11 protein-coding genes are annotated in these 16424 nt (G+C 66.6%); 6 read left to right on the forward strand and 5 right to left on the reverse strand.

Annotation, left to right across the window (positions count from 1 at the left end):
* Positions 1-9 precede the first annotated feature (9 nt).
* From VF329_14440 to VF329_14455, 4 genes are all read left to right on the forward strand, one after another.
* Positions 10-2427, forward strand: coding sequence for a xanthine dehydrogenase family protein molybdopterin-binding subunit (locus tag VF329_14440; protein ID HEX7082202.1), 2418 nt, complete (start codon positions 10-12; stop codon positions 2425-2427).
* A 22-nt stretch (positions 2428-2449) separates the two neighbouring features.
* A complete protein-coding gene (locus tag VF329_14445) occupies positions 2450-3442 on the forward strand; it encodes a xanthine dehydrogenase family protein subunit M (GenBank protein ID HEX7082203.1) in 993 nt (330 codons plus the stop codon).
* 122 nt (positions 3443-3564) lie between these two features.
* Complete coding sequence (locus VF329_14450; GenBank protein ID HEX7082204.1) at positions 3565-4395, forward strand: DUF4159 domain-containing protein; 831 nt, start codon at positions 3565-3567, stop codon at positions 4393-4395.
* A 115-nt stretch (positions 4396-4510) separates the two neighbouring features.
* Positions 4511-5266, forward strand: a complete 756-nt coding sequence (locus VF329_14455) for a DUF4159 domain-containing protein (protein ID HEX7082205.1) — start codon at positions 4511-4513, stop codon at positions 5264-5266.
* 85 nt (positions 5267-5351) lie between these two features.
* Here the strand turns inward: VF329_14455 and VF329_14460 are convergent, their stop codons facing one another.
* Entirely contained in the window at positions 5352-7472 is a 2121-nt protein-coding gene (locus VF329_14460) for a dynamin family protein (protein HEX7082206.1), read from the reverse strand.
* A 166-nt stretch (positions 7473-7638) separates the two neighbouring features.
* Here VF329_14460 and VF329_14465 point away from each other — a divergent pair, with 166 nt between their 5' ends.
* A complete protein-coding gene (locus tag VF329_14465) occupies positions 7639-9414 on the forward strand; it encodes a DUF885 domain-containing protein (GenBank protein ID HEX7082207.1) in 1776 nt (591 codons plus the stop codon).
* Positions 9415-9474: 60 nt separating this feature from the next.
* Here the strand turns inward: VF329_14465 and VF329_14470 are convergent, their stop codons facing one another.
* The gene (locus VF329_14470) at positions 9475-12513 is read right to left on the reverse strand and encodes a TonB-dependent receptor (protein HEX7082208.1); all 3039 of its coding nucleotides are present in this window, start codon (positions 12511-12513) and stop codon (positions 9475-9477) included.
* Positions 12514-13011: 498 nt separating this feature from the next.
* Between VF329_14470 and VF329_14475 the strand changes: the two genes are divergently transcribed.
* A complete protein-coding gene (locus VF329_14475; protein ID HEX7082209.1) occupies positions 13012-13299 on the forward strand; it encodes a hypothetical protein in 288 nt (95 codons plus the stop codon).
* A 13-nt stretch (positions 13300-13312) separates the two neighbouring features.
* Here the strand turns inward: VF329_14475 and VF329_14480 are convergent, their stop codons facing one another.
* The 3 genes from VF329_14480 to VF329_14490 form a co-directional block, all read right to left on the reverse strand.
* Positions 13313-13627 carry a 2Fe-2S iron-sulfur cluster-binding protein gene (locus tag VF329_14480; protein HEX7082210.1) on the reverse strand — a complete coding sequence of 105 codons (315 nt, stop codon included), beginning with the start codon at positions 13625-13627 and terminating at the stop codon, positions 13313-13315.
* Positions 13628-13679: 52 nt separating this feature from the next.
* Positions 13680-15038 carry a selenium-binding family protein gene (locus VF329_14485; GenBank protein ID HEX7082211.1) on the reverse strand — a complete coding sequence of 453 codons (1359 nt, stop codon included), beginning with the start codon at positions 15036-15038 and terminating at the stop codon, positions 13680-13682.
* Between the two features lie 161 nt (positions 15039-15199).
* Positions 15200-16402, reverse strand: a complete 1203-nt coding sequence (locus VF329_14490; GenBank protein ID HEX7082212.1) for a pyridoxal phosphate-dependent aminotransferase — start codon at positions 16400-16402, stop codon at positions 15200-15202.
* Between the last annotated feature and the right edge of the window lie 22 nt (positions 16403-16424).

Consider the following 16424-nt stretch of genomic DNA (forward strand, 5'->3'; position numbering starts at 1 on the left):
AGACGACTCATGGCTTACGAACTGCTCGGGAAGGACTTCGTGCCGCCGGACGTGCACGGCAAAGTCACGGGCATGGCGAAGTACGCCGAGGATTTTCGCGCCGACGGCATGGTGTTCTGCCGGCTCATGCTGTCGCCGATGCCGCACGCCCGAGTTCGCAATCTCGACGTGTCCGAGGCCCTCGCGATGGAGGGCGTCCTCGCCGTCCTGACCGCCGACGACGTCCCGGCGCAGCCCCCGCCCGCCGACCCGATCCTCACGAACGAGCCGCTGTTCGTCGGCCAGCCGATCCTCGCGGTCGCCGCCGAGTCCGAGACGCTCGCGCAGGACGCGATCGACCGGATCCGGATCGAGCTCGAGGAGCTGCCGTTCACGGTGGATCCGCTCGAGAGCCTCTATCCCGGCGGCCCGGACGCGCGCACCGACGGCAACGTCGTCGACAACCGTTTGATCGGCCCGCCGCAGCTGAAGCGCGTGAAGTGGACCGCCGCGGACTTCGCGGCCGCCGGCGAGGACAAGCTGCCGATGGGCGAGCCGCTCGCGGAATGGTCGTACGGGGACGTCGACGCGAACTTCGAGAACGCGGCCCTCGTGCTCGACGAGACCTTCGTCACGGCCGGCATGTCGCACCACTCGATGGAGCCGCGCTCGGCCCTTGCGTACTGGCAGAACGGCAAGTGCTTCGTTTACGGCTCGTCGCAAAGCCAGAGCTTCGTGGTCCCGGATCTCGCGCGCTTCATCGGCGTCGACGTCGCGGATCTCGTTTACGTCGCCGAGACCTGCGGCGGCGGCTTCGGGTCGAAGGGAACGGCGTATCCGATCATGTCGATCCCGGCGCACATGTCGCGGAAGCTCAACGGGCGTCCCGTGATGATGCGGATCAGCCGCGCGGAGGAGTACTACCTCGGCTTCGCGCGCACGGGTTTCCAGGGCCGCATCCGGATGGGCTTCAAGCCCGACGGGCGCGTCACGGCGGTCGACATGTACGTCGTGCAGGAAAACGGTGCGACCGCGGGCTTCCCGGATTGGCCGTCCTCCGGCGAGACCGTTTCGATTCTCTATCAGCCCGAAGCGATGCGCTGGCGCGGCATGAACGTGTTCACGAACACGGTCCCGCGGTCGGCGCAGCGCGGGCCCGGCCATAATCAGACCGTCTCGATCGTCGAGCCGCTGATGGACAAGGCCGCGCGGCAGCTCGGTCTCGATCCGCTCGAGATCCGCCGGGCGAACGCGCCCGGGATGGACGCGAAGATCGGCGGCGAGCGGGCGCCGGTCACGAGCTGTTATCTGCGCGACGCGCTCGAGAAGGGCGCCGCCGCGTTCAACTGGGCCGAGCGCAAGGCGCGCAGCGGGCAGCGCAACGGCTCGAAGGTGCGCGGCGTCGGCGTAGGGCAAGCCTTCCATCCCGCCGGTTTCTCCGGTTTCGATGGAATCGTGCGCATCACGCCCGACGGCAAGCTCCACATTCATACCGGCGTCGGCAACCTCGGCACGTACTCGCACAGCGGCACGGCGCGGATCGCGGCCGAGGCGCTGAAGATGGACTGGGCGAACTGCATCGTCGAGCGCGGCGACACGCGCAAGCACCTGCCGTGGAACATCGGGCAATTCGGCAGCAACACGTCCTTCACGATGGCGCGCACGAATTTCGTCGCCGCCCAGGACGCGCTCGCGAAGCTCAAGGAGATCGCGGCAATGGATCTCGGCGGCGCGCCCGACGACTACGACATCGGCGGCGAGCGCGTCTTCCGCAAGGACGACGACTCGGTCGGCATGACCTACGCGGCCGCCGCGCAGCGTGCGATCGAGCTCGGCGGAAAGTTCGACGGCCACGAGCCGCCGGCCGATGTGAATCCGATGACGCGGGCATCGGTTCTGGCGCTGGCCGGGACCGGTCTCGTCGGCGCCGCGAAGGACAATCTCCCGATCACCGCGCAGCCCGCGGCGTTCGCCGTCGGCTTCGTCGAGCTCGACCTCGACGTCGAGACCGGGAAGTTCGAGATTCTCGACTACTTGGCGGTCGCGGATTGCGGCACCGTGATCCACCCGCAGGGGCTGGCCGCGCAGATCAAGGGCGGCGCGGTCATGGGCTTCGGCATGGCGTCGCTGGAGCGGCACATCTACGATCCGCAGAACGGCCTGCCGGGCAACGTCGGGCTGTACCAGGCGAAGCCCGCCACGTATCTCGACGTGCCTTCGGTCATGCGCAGCGATGCGGTCGACAAGCCGGATCCGCAGAGCCCACTCGGCACGAAGGGGATCGGCGAGCCGGTCATGGGCGCGGGGTCCGCGTCCCTGCTCTGCGCGATCAGCGATGCGATGGGCGGTCACTACTTCAATCGCATTCCGGTCACGCCGGACCAGATCGTGAACGCGCTCTACCGGCAAACGCAGTCGCACGGGCCGCTGCAGGTCAACACGGCGTAACCTTTCTTGCTAGGAGCGAAGCATGTCCAGAGACATGATGCCGGGATTCGAGTTGTACCAGCCGGAGACGGTGGACGGGGCCGTGGAGCTGCTCGAGCGCTTCGGCGAAGAGGGCTGGGCGCTGGCCGGAGGCAACGACAGCCTGGACTGGTTCAAGGACCGGATAAAGCGGCCGCGGTACGTCGTGGACCTGACCGGCATCGAAGCGCTGCGGGGGATTCGGGAGACGGCGGACGGTGGGGTCGAGATCGGCGCGCTGACGACGCTCACGGAGGTGGAGCGCAGCACGGTGATCCAGGAGCGTTACGCGGTCCTGGCGGCCGCGGCCGGGCGCGTCGCGAGCCCGCAGATCAGGAACACGGGAACGCTCGGCGGCAACGTGTGTCAGGACGCACGCTGCTGGTACTACCGCTACGGCGTGAGCTGCTACCGCGCGGGCGGGAACACCTGCTACGCGGACACGCCCGAGGGCCAGAACCGGGAGCACTGCCTGTGGGGCGCGAGCCGGTGCGTCGCCGTGAGCCCGTCGGACACCGCGCCGGCCCTGGTCGTGCTGGACGCGCGGATGGCGATCGTCGGGCCGTCGGGGGAGCGGGAGGTGCCCGCGGAGGAGTTCTTCATCGGTCCCGACGTCGACATCACCCGGATGACGGTGCTCGAGCCCGGCGACGTGCTGACGGCGATCCGGCTGCCGGCCGAGTGGTCGGGCGCGCGGTTCTATTTCGAGAAGGTGGCGGACCGGAACGTCTGGGACTTTCCGCTCGTGAACGTGGCCGCGGCGCTGTTCGTCGAGGGGGAGACGATCCAGCGGGCGCGGCTTGCGGCCGGGGCGGTGCAATGCGTGCCGCGGCGGCTGACGGTCGTGGAGGAGGTCGTGCGCGGTCAGCCGAAGACGGAGGAGACCGCGCGGCTCGCGGGTCAGGCCGCCGTGCGCGGGGCGACGCCGCTGAACTACAACCACTTCAAGATTCCGCTGCTGCAGAATCTCGTGACGCGCGCGATCCGCGACGCGTAGAGATTTCAGCCGGGGTGCCTCGCGTCCCGGGGAGGCTCGCTCGCGCGGGGCTCGTGACGCGGAACCTCGTAAGCGGACTTACGTACTTCACCGGCCCTCCCCGATCGGAGACACTTGGGGGCGTGAGTCGCATCGCTCCCACTGTCCTGGTTCGCCTCGCGATGCCGGCCGCGGTTGCGCTGACCGCGGCGTGGACCGCCGGCGTTCGAGCCGACGGCCCCGCCGAGCTGCTCGCCGATCCCGCCGAATTCGTGTTCGCGCGTCTTCACTACGACAGCGTCGGCGGCTGGGGCGAGGCCTACTACAACTACGACGGCCGCACGTGGGAGCGCTGGGAGACCGACTACCCGCAGGGGGACGAGAATTTTGTGCACCGGTTGAACGAGCTCTCGTCCGTGAAGGCGAGCCTGCGCGGCGTCGCGCGGCGCATCACCGACGAGGACGTGTTCGAGTTCCCGTTCCTCTACATGTGCGACCCCGGCTATCTGGCGATGACGGCGGAGGAGAAAGCGCGCCTGCGCGAGTACCTGCTGGCCGGCGGATTCCTTTGGATCGACGACTTCTGGGGCGAGGCCGAATGGTGGAACGTGGAAGGCCTGATGAAGGACGTGCTGCCGGGCCAGAGCTGGCGCGAAATTCCGCCGGACCATCCTATCCTGCACAGCGTCTTCGATTTGACGGCCGCGCCGCAGATTCCGGCTCAGGATTTTGCCGTCAGGGGCTGGAAGACGGACCCGGGCTGGGTCCATCGTGCACCGGCTACCGACCTTCAGCCCGTGAACTTTCGAGGGTACTTCGACGCCGAAGGGCGGCTGATGGCGATCGCCACGCACAACACCGATGTGGGCGACGGCTGGGAGCGCGAAGCCTACGGCCAGTGGTATTTCGAGAAGTACTCGACCCAGGCGTACATGATCGGCGTGAACGTCGTCGTCTACGCGATGTCCCATTGACGAGAAGGGCGGCGCGCGGCTTGCCTTGGTCGGGCGGCCGTGCCAGCCTTGACTTGCGTACACGCTCCGTACGCGTTCGGATGACCGAGATGCTTCGCCGGATGCTCGAGACGTCATGAAGCCGAAGACCTGGATCAAACCCTTGGGAGCGGTCGCCGCCGTAGTGGGCGTGGTGCTCGCCGCCGAAGCGATCGCGCCCGTCGATTGGCCTGCCGCCGAAGTCACCTTCATGCGGCTCGAGTACTCGGACTACGGGGGGCGCTACAGGGGCGGGAGCTGGCTCGTCGACTATCCGGACGCCGAGTTTCACTTCAGGGAAGGCGTCTCGCGGCTCACGCGCCTCGATCTCGGCGACGCCGGGACGGTCGACCTGCGCCAGGACACGGACAAGCTGTTCGATTATCCGTGGCTCTACGCGGTCGAGGTCGGCTATTGGTATCTCGACGAAACGGAAGCGGCGCGTCTCCGCGAATATCTGCTGCGAGGCGGGTTCCTGATGGTGGACGACTTTCACGGCACGCTGCAGTGGCAGCGGTTCGCGGAGTCGATGCACCGCGTCTTCCCGGACCGGCCGATCGTCGACATCACGGAGAGCGACGAGGTCATGCACGTTCTCTACGACGTGGACGAGCGCATCCAGATACCCGGCATCGCCGCGTTGTTCGCGGGTCGAACATTCGAGTACGACGGCGTCAAGCCGGAATGGAAGGGGATTTACGACGACGAAGGCCGCCTGATGGTCGCGATCAACCACAACATGGATCTCGGCGACGCGTGGGAGCATGCCGACGATCCGTTTTATCCCGAGCCGATGACCGCGCTCGCGTATCGCTTCGCCGTCAACTACGTGATCTACGCGATGACGCATTGACGGCGGCGCGCCGTCTCTCCGCTCCGTAATGCGGCGAAAAAGGTGTCAGACACGAGTGTCTGACACCTTTTTCCGTTCCGGCCGGCTAGACCGCCTGTTGCGTCAGCGTTGCCGGGTCGGTGCGGCCGAAGCGCTCGATCAGCGCGTCGACGGAGGTGGCCGCCGACTGGAGCTTCGCCGACAGCGCCTGCAGGCGCTCGTTCGCCTGCTCGGCGTCGCTCAGCCGCTTCTCGATCTCCTCGAGGCGCTGGCGCGCTTGCGACTCCGCGGCCTCGAGCCGCCCCTGAATCTCCTGCTCGAAGCGCTCCGCGTAGCCGCGGACGAGCTCGTCCGGCAGGTCGACGGCGACCTTGTCGACCATCGATTCGAGCTGCGCCATCGCCGCGTCGCGCAGCGCCTCGCGCGCCGCGTCGCCGAGCCGCCGTTCCTTCACGGTGGCGGAAAGCTCCGCGCTCGGCTGATCGTCCGGGCCGAACAGCCGGCGCCGTACCATCGACGCGGACCGGAACAGCAGCCAATCCGAGACGTTGCGCCGGACCGGGATCTGCTCGCTGTCGAGCCGCGGGCGGGGCGACGAGACCGCCGCGCCGGCCTTCAGGCCGCCGAGCGCCGCCTCGGCCGTGCTCTGCATGTCGATGTCGAGGGTCTTCAAGTCTGCGATGAGGTTCTCGTCCTCCGGCACGTCGGCGAAGCCCTCGGTGACCCGCCGCTTCAACGCGTCCTCGGTGTCGCCGACGAGACGCGACTGCGCGGACGCGAAGATCGGCAGCAGCTCGTTCTCGAGCAGATCGTGCAGGCTCGACGAGCTCTCGAACCACCGCTCGATCGTCGAGTTGATCGAACCCGCCGTTTCGGCCTTGATCTGCCGCGCGAGCTCGCCGACCCGCTCGAGCAGCGAGGGCGCGATGCCGTGAACGCGCTCGCTCCAGCTCGCTTTTCGCAGCCGGTCGACGGTTTCCGCCTGCGCGTTCGCTTCGTCACGGCCGGTGCGCAGCGCCACGACGTCGCGGCCGAGATGCTGCACCGTGTCGTCCCGAAGCGCCGCCTTGAGCTCGTCCATCAACGTGCGCGAGCGCCGCAGGCTGTCCTCGAGAAAGGCCTTCAGATACTCGTTGCTGTTCAGGTAATCGGTGAGGTCCTCGAGGAGCATGTCGAAGTCCGCCTCTCCGCGCGGCTGCTCGGCCTCTGCGCCGCTGCCGTTTCCGGCCTCCGTGCGGGTCGCGATTCGGCGGCTCGCCGCCCGGAGCAGATCGACGGGGTAGATGCCGAGCCGCCCGTCCTCGGCCGCTTCCTTCAGCGGCGCCGTCATCGAGAGGGTCTCGAAGGCCTCGATGATCTCCCACGGGCTTTCGTGCTCGAGGCTCGGCGCGAGCGTGCCGTCCGGGAGAAGGTCCTTCTTGCCCGAATCGAGGTTGACGACGAGGAAGATGCGGCTGAAGAGCTGGAGCAGCTCGTTGAACTCGTCGAAGACCTGCTCGAGGAACAGGTTGTCGGTCTTGACGATGAAGATCGCGCACGCGGCGGCGTTACGGAAGTCGCGGGTCATTCGGTCGTAACCGAACTTCATGCGAGTGTAGAGGCCCGGAGTGTCGACGAGCACCGCGCCGGACTGCGCGAGATCCGGAACGTTGATCTTGATATCGACCTTGCGAATCGCGTCGGGCATGTGCACGGCCGGATCGAACACCTCGCCCGCCGCCTCGACCTCGCGAATCCGTCGCGTGAGCTTGTGGTGACCGTCCGCGACGATCTCGCGCAGCGCCTCGCGGTGCGTGAAGCTCGCCGTGCGGCCGTCGTAGTGCGTGACGACGAATCCGGGCGTATTCGAATGCGACACGTACACCATGCACGGATAAGCCGGCAGGCAGGTCACTTCGCTCACGTACGCGGCGCTCAGCGCGTTCATGAACGTCGATTTTCCGCTCTTGATCGGACCGAAGATCAGGACGTAGGCCTGCTGCTCCGCTACCTTGCCGATCAAGGCTTCCATTTGATGACGGAGGTCGCGCAGCGTCGGCAGCACGCGCCGGGCGGCGATGTCCTCCGGTGCGGCGGCGAGCGCCTCGGCGGCGTGCTGCACGGGATCGAGAATGGGTCGGAGCTCGCTTTCGAAGGCCTCGCAGAACTCGCTGAGCACCGTGCGCATCAGCGGCGCCGACGGAGCGGATGAACCCGAGTCGCCGACGTGGGTGTTGGCGTAAGACATGAAATCGGTCCCCTGTAACGGATTGTTTTGTGGAGCGCGGATTCAGCCGTGTGTCCGAGCGCGCGCTAACCCGGAGCATACCGTCATCGGGATGCGGATCAAAGCATGTTTGACCGGCCGCTCTTCGGGTCGTGAAATGAAGGGCGGCCAATTTGGGGAGACGCCGATGGATGGGTTTCTGACGCGCAAGCGCGCCGCAGCGATTTGGGTCTTCGTCGGTCTCGTCTTCGCGGCCGTCTCCGCGCCCGTCGGGGCGCAGCCGCAGGCCGAGACCGAGCGCGCGCCGGCGCAAAGCGCGGCCGCGAACGCCGAGTGGGATGCCTTCGTCGAAGAGTTCATCGAGGCTTTCTTCGCCGCCCATCCCGCGTTCGCCGTCACGGCGGGCCGCCACGAGTACGACGGCCGGCTTCCGGACTGGAGCGCCGACGGCATCGCCGCGGAGATTGCCCGGCTGCGCGCGGAGCGGGAGCGTGCGCTCGCGTTCCGGCCGGAGGAGCTCGACGCGCGGCGACGCTTCGAGCGCGAATATCTGATCGCACGGATGGACCGCGACCTGTTCTGGCTCGAGACCGCCGAGTGGCCGTTCCGCAGCCCCTCGTTCTATTTCGACTGGCTGCTCGACTCCCTGGACCCGAACGTCTATATCGCCCGCCCGTACGCGCCGGCCGAGCAGCGGCTCCGGGCGTTCACGGCTTACGCCGAGGCGCTGCCGGCCGCGGCGGAGCAGATTCGCGACAACCTGCGCACGCCGTTGCCGCGCACCTACATCGACTACGGGGCCGCCGCGTTCGGCGGCCTCGCTGCATACTTCGAGAGCGACGTGCGGCTCGCGTTCGCGGACGTGAACGACCCGGCGCTCGAGGCGCGGTTCGACGCGGCGCTCGAGGACGCCGTGAAGGCGATGGAGGACCTCGCGGGATGGCTCGAGGACGAGCGCGAGGAAGCCACTGACGAGTACGCGCTCGGCTCCGCCGTGTTCGCCGAGATGGTGTGGGCGACCGAGCGCGTGGACGTCTCGCTCGCCCGGCTCGAGGAGGTCGGCCGCGAGGACCTCGAGCGCAACTTCGCCGCGCTGACGGAAGCCTGCGAGGCGCTCGCGCCCGGCGAGCCGCTCCACGAATGCGTCGCGATGGTCGCGGCCGACAAGCCGGAAGGCGGCCCTGTGGCCGAAGCGCGACGGCAGCTCGGCAGGCTTCGGGAATTCGTGGCCGCCAACGATATCGCGAGCATTCCCGGCACGGAGGAGGCGCACGTCGAGGAGGCTCCGCCTTACAACCGTCAGAACTTCGCGTACATCGACATCCCGGGGCCGTACGAGACGGGCCTGCCGTCCGTCTATTACATCGCGCCGCCGGATCCGAATTGGCCGCCGGAAGAGCAGGCGGCGTACGTGCCGGGGAAGGCCGATCTGCTCTTTACGTCCGTGCACGAAGTGTGGCCCGGGCACTTCCTTCACTTCCTGCATACGAACCGGCTCGAGTCGCCGATCGCCCGGCTTTTCGTCGGCTATGCGTTCGCCGAAGGCTGGGCGCACTATGCCGAGGAGATGATGGTCGAGGCGGGCCTCGGCGAGGGCGATCCGTCGGTGCGTGTCGGGCAGATCCTGAACGCGTTGCTGCGCGACGTGCGCTTTCTGTCGGCGATCGGGCTGCACACCGGCGGCATGACCGTCGAAGAGTCCGAGCGGATGTTCGTCGAGAAGGCGTTTCAGGATCCGGGCAACGCCCGACAGCAGGCGGCGCGCGGCACGTACGATCCGGCCTACCTCGACTACACGCTCGGCAAGCTGATGATCCGGCGCCTACGGGAGGATTGGACCGCCGGCCGCGGCGGCCGCGAGGCGTGGTGCGAGTTCCACGACGCTTTCCTGTCGTACGGCGGGCCGCCGATCCCCCTCGTGCGCCGCGCGATGCTGGGCGAGGAGGCGGGGCCGGCGCTGTAGGAACGCGGGCGAACGGGCACCGGTCGCAGGACCGGCACCCGCTCGCCGCTCTTCTCCCCCTTAGAAGCTGTAGTTGAACGACAAGGCGTAACGTCGGCCGAGCTGATCGTAACGGCTGTCCATCGCGGTCGGTCCGAACGACGGTTCCTCGTCGAACAAGTTCGTCACGTTCAGCGACGCCGACCAGGAGCGGCCCTGTGCGCCATCGCCGTTATAGGAGAAGCGGAGGTTCGTGTACGACGCGGACGGCGCGCGGTTGTTGTCGATGTCCACGCCTTCGACCCATCTGACGTTCCTGAGCGCGTCGTCGACGTAGCGCTCCTGCAGGCCGATGCCGAAGGGCCCGACGCTGTAGTTGAGCATCGCCATCAGCTTCCACTCGGGCAGGCTCGTTCCGCCGGCGTCATCCTCGGTGTCTCCGCCGAGCGGCGTATCCGAGTTCTCTTTCAGATAGCCGCCCAGCACGCGGAAGGAGAACGTCTCGCTGGCGCTCGAGAACAGATCCGGCTGCATGCGATAGGCCAGCTCCAGATCGAGCCCCCGAACGCGCGCCGCATCGATGTTCAGGAACACGTTCAGCAGCCGGCTGACTCTGCCCGACTCGTCGCGGTCGATGAGATCGCAATGGACGTTGTTCTCGAAGCACTCCTCGACGATCCGTTGCGCGCCGAGCTGGCCGATCGCCCCGGCGATGTCGATGTCGTACCAGTCCGCCGAGAACTGCAGGCCGTCCGCCCAACCGGGCTCGTACACGAAGCCGAAGACCGTGGTGTCGGCCTCTTCGGGCTTCAGCTCCGGATTGCCGCCGTCGAAGGTCGTGATCCCGTAACGCTCGAAGCCGAGGGCCGGATCCTCGATGTTGGCGCCGATGGCCTGACGGTCGAACTGCTCGGAGAAGCTGGCCTCCCGCACGTCTCGAGAGCGAGTCGCCCGCAGCCGGAGGCTGTCGGTGACTCGGAAGCTCAAGCCCGCCTTCCACGCCCAGATGCCGCCAGCGCGCGAATACCGCGAGTACCGCGCCGCGACATTGCCCTCGAGGCGCAGGGGGCCGTTATCGGCCGCGTACAGCGGCAGGATGGTCTCGGAGAAGAGCTCCCAGACGTCGAACTCGCCCTCCAGCGTCGGATACGTCGAGAACTTGTGCAGGTTCGGGCTGCCGATCGTATGGCCGAACGGTATCCCGCGTATTCCGAACTGCGGCACGTTGAGCGGCGGGCCCAGCGCGTCGAGCGCGCGGAACGAGTCGGGCGTGCCCTGCTCGAGCGATTCCTTGCGGTACGTGGCGCCGAGCGCTTGCTCGATGGCGCCGGGCCCCCAGCCCTCGTGCAAGGTGCCGTTCACGATGACCTCGGCGAAGTGCTGGGTCGTGATCGAGTAGGTCGGCTTGTCCGAATGAATGTAGTCCCATGCTTCGGGGGATGCGGGCGTCAGGCCGAACGGATTGAGCGGCACGCAGTCGCTGATCGTGTTGTCGATGCTGTCGACGGCGACCGGGTAGTCGATCGGGCTCGGTCCGTTCGGATCCTTGCCGGCATCGATGCGCGTGATGCTGGTATTCGCCAGCGCCCATTCGTGCAGATCCGCTTCGAAATTGGGATTGGCGCGCGCATAAAGCTGCACGTTGCAGACGATCTCGCCGGTGTCCGGATCCCGCACGGCGTCCCACGCGAGGAAGCTGCGATCGACGCGCTGCCAGTTCTTGAGCATCGTGTCCTTCTCGGCTTCGCCGTACTGATACGAGCTTCTGAGATCCCAGCTGCCGGGCAGGTCCGCGTCGAACCCGAAGGTCAGCGAGCGCATGCTGTGGTGCGCGAGGTGCCGCTCCTTCACGCCGCCGGGCGGTCCCCAGCCGCCGACGCGCTCCACTTGGATCGACTCCACGCCCTGGTCGTGCATGGCCTGGTTGAGGTCCTCGGGCAAGAAGGGATTGTCGCGGAAGATCGTCAAGAACCAGATCGAGTTCTGGTTCGGGTACACCGCCTCTCCGGGGTCGTCCGTCTCGATGCTCCCGGCGAGCAGGTGGCTCCAAAACGTGAGGTTGTCGTTGATTTCGAAGTCGAGCCCGAAGAACGCGCTCTTCTGCTCGACCTCGTTGTAGTTGAACCCCTGCGGGGAACCGATCCGCGCGATTTCGTATTCCGGCCCTCCGGAGGAGTTCTGCTGCCCGGAATCGACCGTCGCGAAATCGCCGGGCTGGAACAAGTGCGTGTCCGTCCCGTCGGCATTGAAGGTGTGCCGTAAGAAGGCAAAATCCGTCGCCGGGCCGCCGCCCTCGAGCGTGGCCCCCGTGATCAGACCCGTGGGCGAGCTGTCGGTGGGATGAACGAACGGTTTGCTGAGCAGGCGGGGATGCGTGCCCTCCGGCTCGTTCGGATCGAACTCCGGATTCGTCACCGTTCCCCAATCCTGGTCCCACGGCACCTCGTCGTAGTCGCCCGGATAACGGCCGCGCGTAAAGGGCTCGATGTATTTCTTCTCGACGGAGCCGATCACGTGCAGCCGGTCGCCGATATCGGTGCCGAAAGCCACCTCGGCCTGCCAGCTCTGGCCGTCGCCGAGCTCGGTGGCGCCGGCCTGGACGCTCGATTCGAACCCGGTGAAGTCGCGATCGAGGATGAAGTTCGTGACGCCCGCGAGCGCGTCGGCGCCGTATGCGGCCGAAGCGCCGCCCGTGACGATCTCCACGTTACGGATCAGAGCGCTCGGGAAGTAGTCCACGTTGACCGAGCTCAGACGATCCGAGGGCACGATCCGCGAGCCGTCGAGCAGCACGAGCGTGCGCTCGATGCCGACGCCGCGCATGTTGAGATGGCTCTGCCCTGCGCCTAGAACCGCGTGGCCGCCTTCCTGCGCCGTGGGCGTGAGGAAGAATTGCGGCAGCTTCTCGAGCTGCTCGGCGAGCGTGTTGACGGGAGCGATGTCGCGCAATTCCGTGGCGACGTTCAGAGAGGTCACGGGCACGGCCGTCGTGAACCCGCTGGTCTGAATGCGCGAGCCCGTGACGACGACTTCCTCGAGCTCGCCTTGCTGCTCTTGCGCTTGAGCATTACCGACGAGCGCTGCCGAAACGGACAGCGCCAGCACGGAAACGACGGGCACGCCGCTCGCGCTCGGCCGGCGGTTGCCGGCACGGAGACGGTCGACGGACGATCCTTTTGCACAAGCGCGTGCAGCGACGGCCCTTCCGCGGGCTATCGCAGACATTGACTGCCCCATTGATTCCCCCTGAATTGGTGTTGTTCGAACGCTCCCTGTTGCATGCACGATACATACCGTTGCATGCAATTCTCCAACATTGGCGCACCGGTCGCACGGTTGTCAAGGTGAAAAAACCCAGTTATGGGGTTCTTTCGGCGGGACGGAGTCGATCCTGCATGCAACCATCGATGAGGCTGCATACCGAAGACGGTGGACTGGCGTCGTGGACACCTGGCTCGCGGAGACGCCACGTCGCGCGCGGCTGCTCCAGCCGGGGCTCGGTCGCCTCGGCGAAGAGCTTCAGACTCTCGTAGGCCGCCTGCTCGCGGCCCTACCATAGGCGCTGCGGCGGATTCGACGGGACGAGTCCTTTCAGCAGATCGAAACAGGGGGACGAGCGTGTTCAAACGAAGGTTACGGCGGGACTACGTGCTGTTCCGCAACGTGCCGCATTCCGCAACCATGCGGATCGTCGAGCGCATCCGGCTCGTCGGTCAGGACTACATGGAGAACCAGGTGACCGTCGTCGATCCGGAGTACCTTACCGCCCCGTGGACGTGGACCTGGATGTACAAGCGCTGGCCGGGCTACAAGATTCAGGAGTACGTGTGCGAGGACAACCGCTATTACCGGGTCCGGAGCTCGGCTACCAGCGGCTGCGGATCGAGTAGCGCCCGGCTGAAGTAGACCGCACGGCCGGTCACGCCGCGAACGGGTTGCGATACAGCTCGTCGTGGCTCTCGACGCCCACGAGCAGCTCGCAGTCGGAGCGCGGCCGCGCTACGCACAGCAGCACGTAGCCCGCCCGGGACTGGCGCTTCTTCAACGCGGTGGCGCCGGGCTGCACCACCTTGCCGGCGACGAGCTTGGCGGCGCAGGTGATGCAGCCCCCGTAACGGCAACCGACGGGCAGGACGATCCCCGCCGCGTTGCACGCGTCGAGGATGCTCTCGTCTTCCCGCACGTCGATCCTGCGTCCTCCCCGGTTGCGGAGGATCACGCGGTGAATCTTCATTCGCAGCCGAAATGCACGTCCGGCACCGAGTGCACGCAACGCACGTCCGCCCTCAAAGCCAAATGTCGGACGTGACGTCGCCGCCGGGATAGCGCATCTCGTGGCAGCGCGATGGACCCTTCGGCTCCTGTCCGAAGTCGACGAAGAACCGCGGATTGATGCTCAGGCCGCCCTTCTCGGTGTCGCAGTCGATCTGCACGAGGCACCCGCCTTTGCTCTTCATCTCCGGATAGAACTGGTTGTCCCAGGTGGAGAACAGCGACGTCGTGCAGTAGAGGCGCTTGCCGTCCAGCGAGAGCTGCAGCATTTGCGGCGCGCCGTAGATCTTTCTGCCGTTGACTTCCGGGGCCTTGCCGAGCATCCCTCCAAGCCACACCTGGCCCGTCAGCCTGGGGTTCGACGGGTCCGAGATGTCGTACTGACGAATGTCGCCGTGCAGCCAATTCGAGAAATAAAGGAAGCGATCGTCCATCGAGATCAGGATGTCGGTGATCAGCGAGGGCATCGGCACCGGGAAGCCCGGAACGTCGACCGTCGGGACGTCGATGACCTTTTCGATCTCGACGCCTGCGCCGTTCTTGTGCCAGTGGAAGACGTTCGAGGACAGCGCGGCGGCGACGAAGCCGTGCGAGCTGCTCGGGTCGTGATGGAACCGCACCTCGAGCGGTATCAGGCCTTCCTCGCCCAGATCCACGGACTTCTCGACTCGCTTGCCTTCGAAGTCCCAAAAGTGAATCGAGTGGCCGTATTTTCCTCTTGCGACGTCCTCCAGATCGAAACCCGGCATGAACGTGTTCGGAGCGGCCCATTCCGACGACACCATCATGTTGTGGCGCGGCTGATACCAGAAGTCGTAATTGAACTTCATGCCGTTCAGCTCGTTCTCCCAGTGCCCGACGACGTCCAGATTCTCGTCGAGGTGGAGGAACCCGCCGGGGCCGTTGCCTTTCGCGTCTCCCAGCATCGAGATGATGATGTCCGAGCCGAGGCAGTGCACCGTGTGCGGTGCCGAGAGGTTCGTTTTCGCCTTGATCTCGTCGCCGGAAATGACCTTGTGCAGCTTCGGCGCACGCTCGTCGGACATGTCGAGGATGTTGAGATTCGTGGTGCGCACGCCGGGCATGATCAGGTACTGGCGCTTCTTGGTCGGGTCGTCGTGGCACGATGAGCAGGCGTTCCAGCCGCAGTGGTGCAGCTCGTCGCCGATGGTCGGCATCTCGGTGCGGTGCACGACCGTCGAATACGTAGGGCTCTCGGGGTCGACGTCCACGGTCGCGAGGTAGTCCGGCGCCTCGATACCGGTGCCGGTGTACAGCGCCACCGTGTAGAGCAGCTTCTCGCGCGGGGCTCGCATGGCCTCTTGAGGCGAGGTGTAGCCCGGTCCACAACAATGTTTTCCGTTCTCGCTCATCGGGGTGACCTCCGTGTTGCCGCCAAGTCCGCTGTGGAGCGTGCCGAACGAGCGCACGCCTGCTGCACGGTTGACCGTGCAGCAGCCAGGATAGACGAGCGCGTCGCCGTTTACCCGCGTCGGGACGGCGTGTAAGTAGTTTCCGAAGAGCGGCGCCTCGCTCAGCTCAAAGCCGCGCACGCCCGCTGGATACGGGAGCAGGCTTCCTTCAGAACCTCCGTCGACGTGGCGTAGGAGATGCGGAAGTACGGAGAGAGGCCGAATGCCGCGCCCTGCACCACCGCGACCCGCTCGGCGTCGAGCAGGTAGGCGGCGAAGTCCGTGTCGCTCGCAATCGGCTTGCCGTCCGGCGTCTTCTTGCCGATGACGCCGGCGCACGACGGGTACACGTAGAACGCGCCTTCGGGCACGCGGCAGGTCAGGCCGGGCGCCTCGTTCAGCATCGCGACGACGAGATCCCGGCGCTCCTTGAAGAGCGCGTTGTGCCGCGGGATGAAGTCTTGCGGCCCGTCGAGCGCTGCCGCCGCCGCGGCCTGGCTGATCGACGAGGCGTGTGTCGTCGACTGCGACTGCACGATGTTCATCGCCTTGATCAGCTCCACGGGGCCGGCGCCGTAGCCGAGCCGCCAGCCGGTCATGCTGTACGCCTTCGACGCGCCGTTGATCGTCAGCGTGCGGTCGTAGAGCGCCGGCTCGACCTGGGCGATCGTCGCAAACTCGAAGCCGTCGTACACGACGTGCTCGTAGATGTCGTCGGTCATGATCCAAACGTGCGGATGCCGCTTCAGCACTGCGGTGATGCCTTCGATTTCGGCACGCGTGTACGCCGCGCCCGTAGGGTTCGACGGTGAGTTGAACAGGAACCACTTCGTCCGCGGACTCAACGCGGCCTCGAGGTCCTCCGGCGTGACCTTGAAGCCGTTCTCCTCACGTCCCGTGACGAACACGGGCTTGCCTTCGGCGAGAAGCGCCATGTCGGGGTAGGACACCCAGTACGGCGCCGGAATGACGATCTCGTCGCCCGGATCGAGCGTCGCCATCATCGCGTTGTAGAGCACCTGCTTGCCGCCGTTCGCGACCGTGATCTGATCGATCGAGTAGTCGAGGCCGTTCTCGCGCTTCAGCTTCGCGCTGATCGCCTTCCGCAGCGCGATCGTGCCGGGAACGGGCGTGTACTTCGTCTCGCCGCGGTCGATCGCCGCCTTCGCGGCCGCCTTGATGTGCTCGGGCGTATCGAAATCCGGCTCGCCGGCGCCGAGGCCGATGACCTCGATCCCGGACGCCTTCATCTCGGCGATCTTGCCGGTCAGGGCGTTGGTCGGCGACGGCTTGATGCGGGACAGGCGTCTCGCGATGATCGACATGACATGCTCCGTTCGACGGGAA

This window comes from Gammaproteobacteria bacterium (assembly GCA_036381015.1).
GTDB lineage: Bacteria > Pseudomonadota > Gammaproteobacteria > Steroidobacterales > Rariloculaceae > ZC4RG20.

Coding starts and splice junctions, on each gene's coding strand:
- VF329_14440 (HEX7082202.1), top strand. CDS start 10: ATGGCTTACGAACTGCTCGGGAAGGACTTCGTGCCGCCGGACGTGCAC.
- VF329_14445 (HEX7082203.1), top strand. CDS start 2,450: ATGTCCAGAGACATGATGCCGGGATTCGAGTTGTACCAGCCGGAGACG.
- VF329_14455 (HEX7082205.1), top strand. CDS start 4,511: ATGAAGCCGAAGACCTGGATCAAACCCTTGGGAGCGGTCGCCGCCGTA.
- VF329_14460 (HEX7082206.1), bottom strand. CDS start 7,472: ATGTCTTACGCCAACACCCACGTCGGCGACTCGGGTTCATCCGCTCCG.
- VF329_14465 (HEX7082207.1), top strand. CDS start 7,639: ATGGATGGGTTTCTGACGCGCAAGCGCGCCGCAGCGATTTGGGTCTTC.
- VF329_14480 (HEX7082210.1), bottom strand. CDS start 13,627: ATGAAGATTCACCGCGTGATCCTCCGCAACCGGGGAGGACGCAGGATC.
- VF329_14485 (HEX7082211.1), bottom strand. CDS start 15,038: ATGAGCGAGAACGGAAAACATTGTTGTGGACCGGGCTACACCTCGCCT.
- VF329_14490 (HEX7082212.1), bottom strand. CDS start 16,402: ATGTCGATCATCGCGAGACGCCTGTCCCGCATCAAGCCGTCGCCGACC.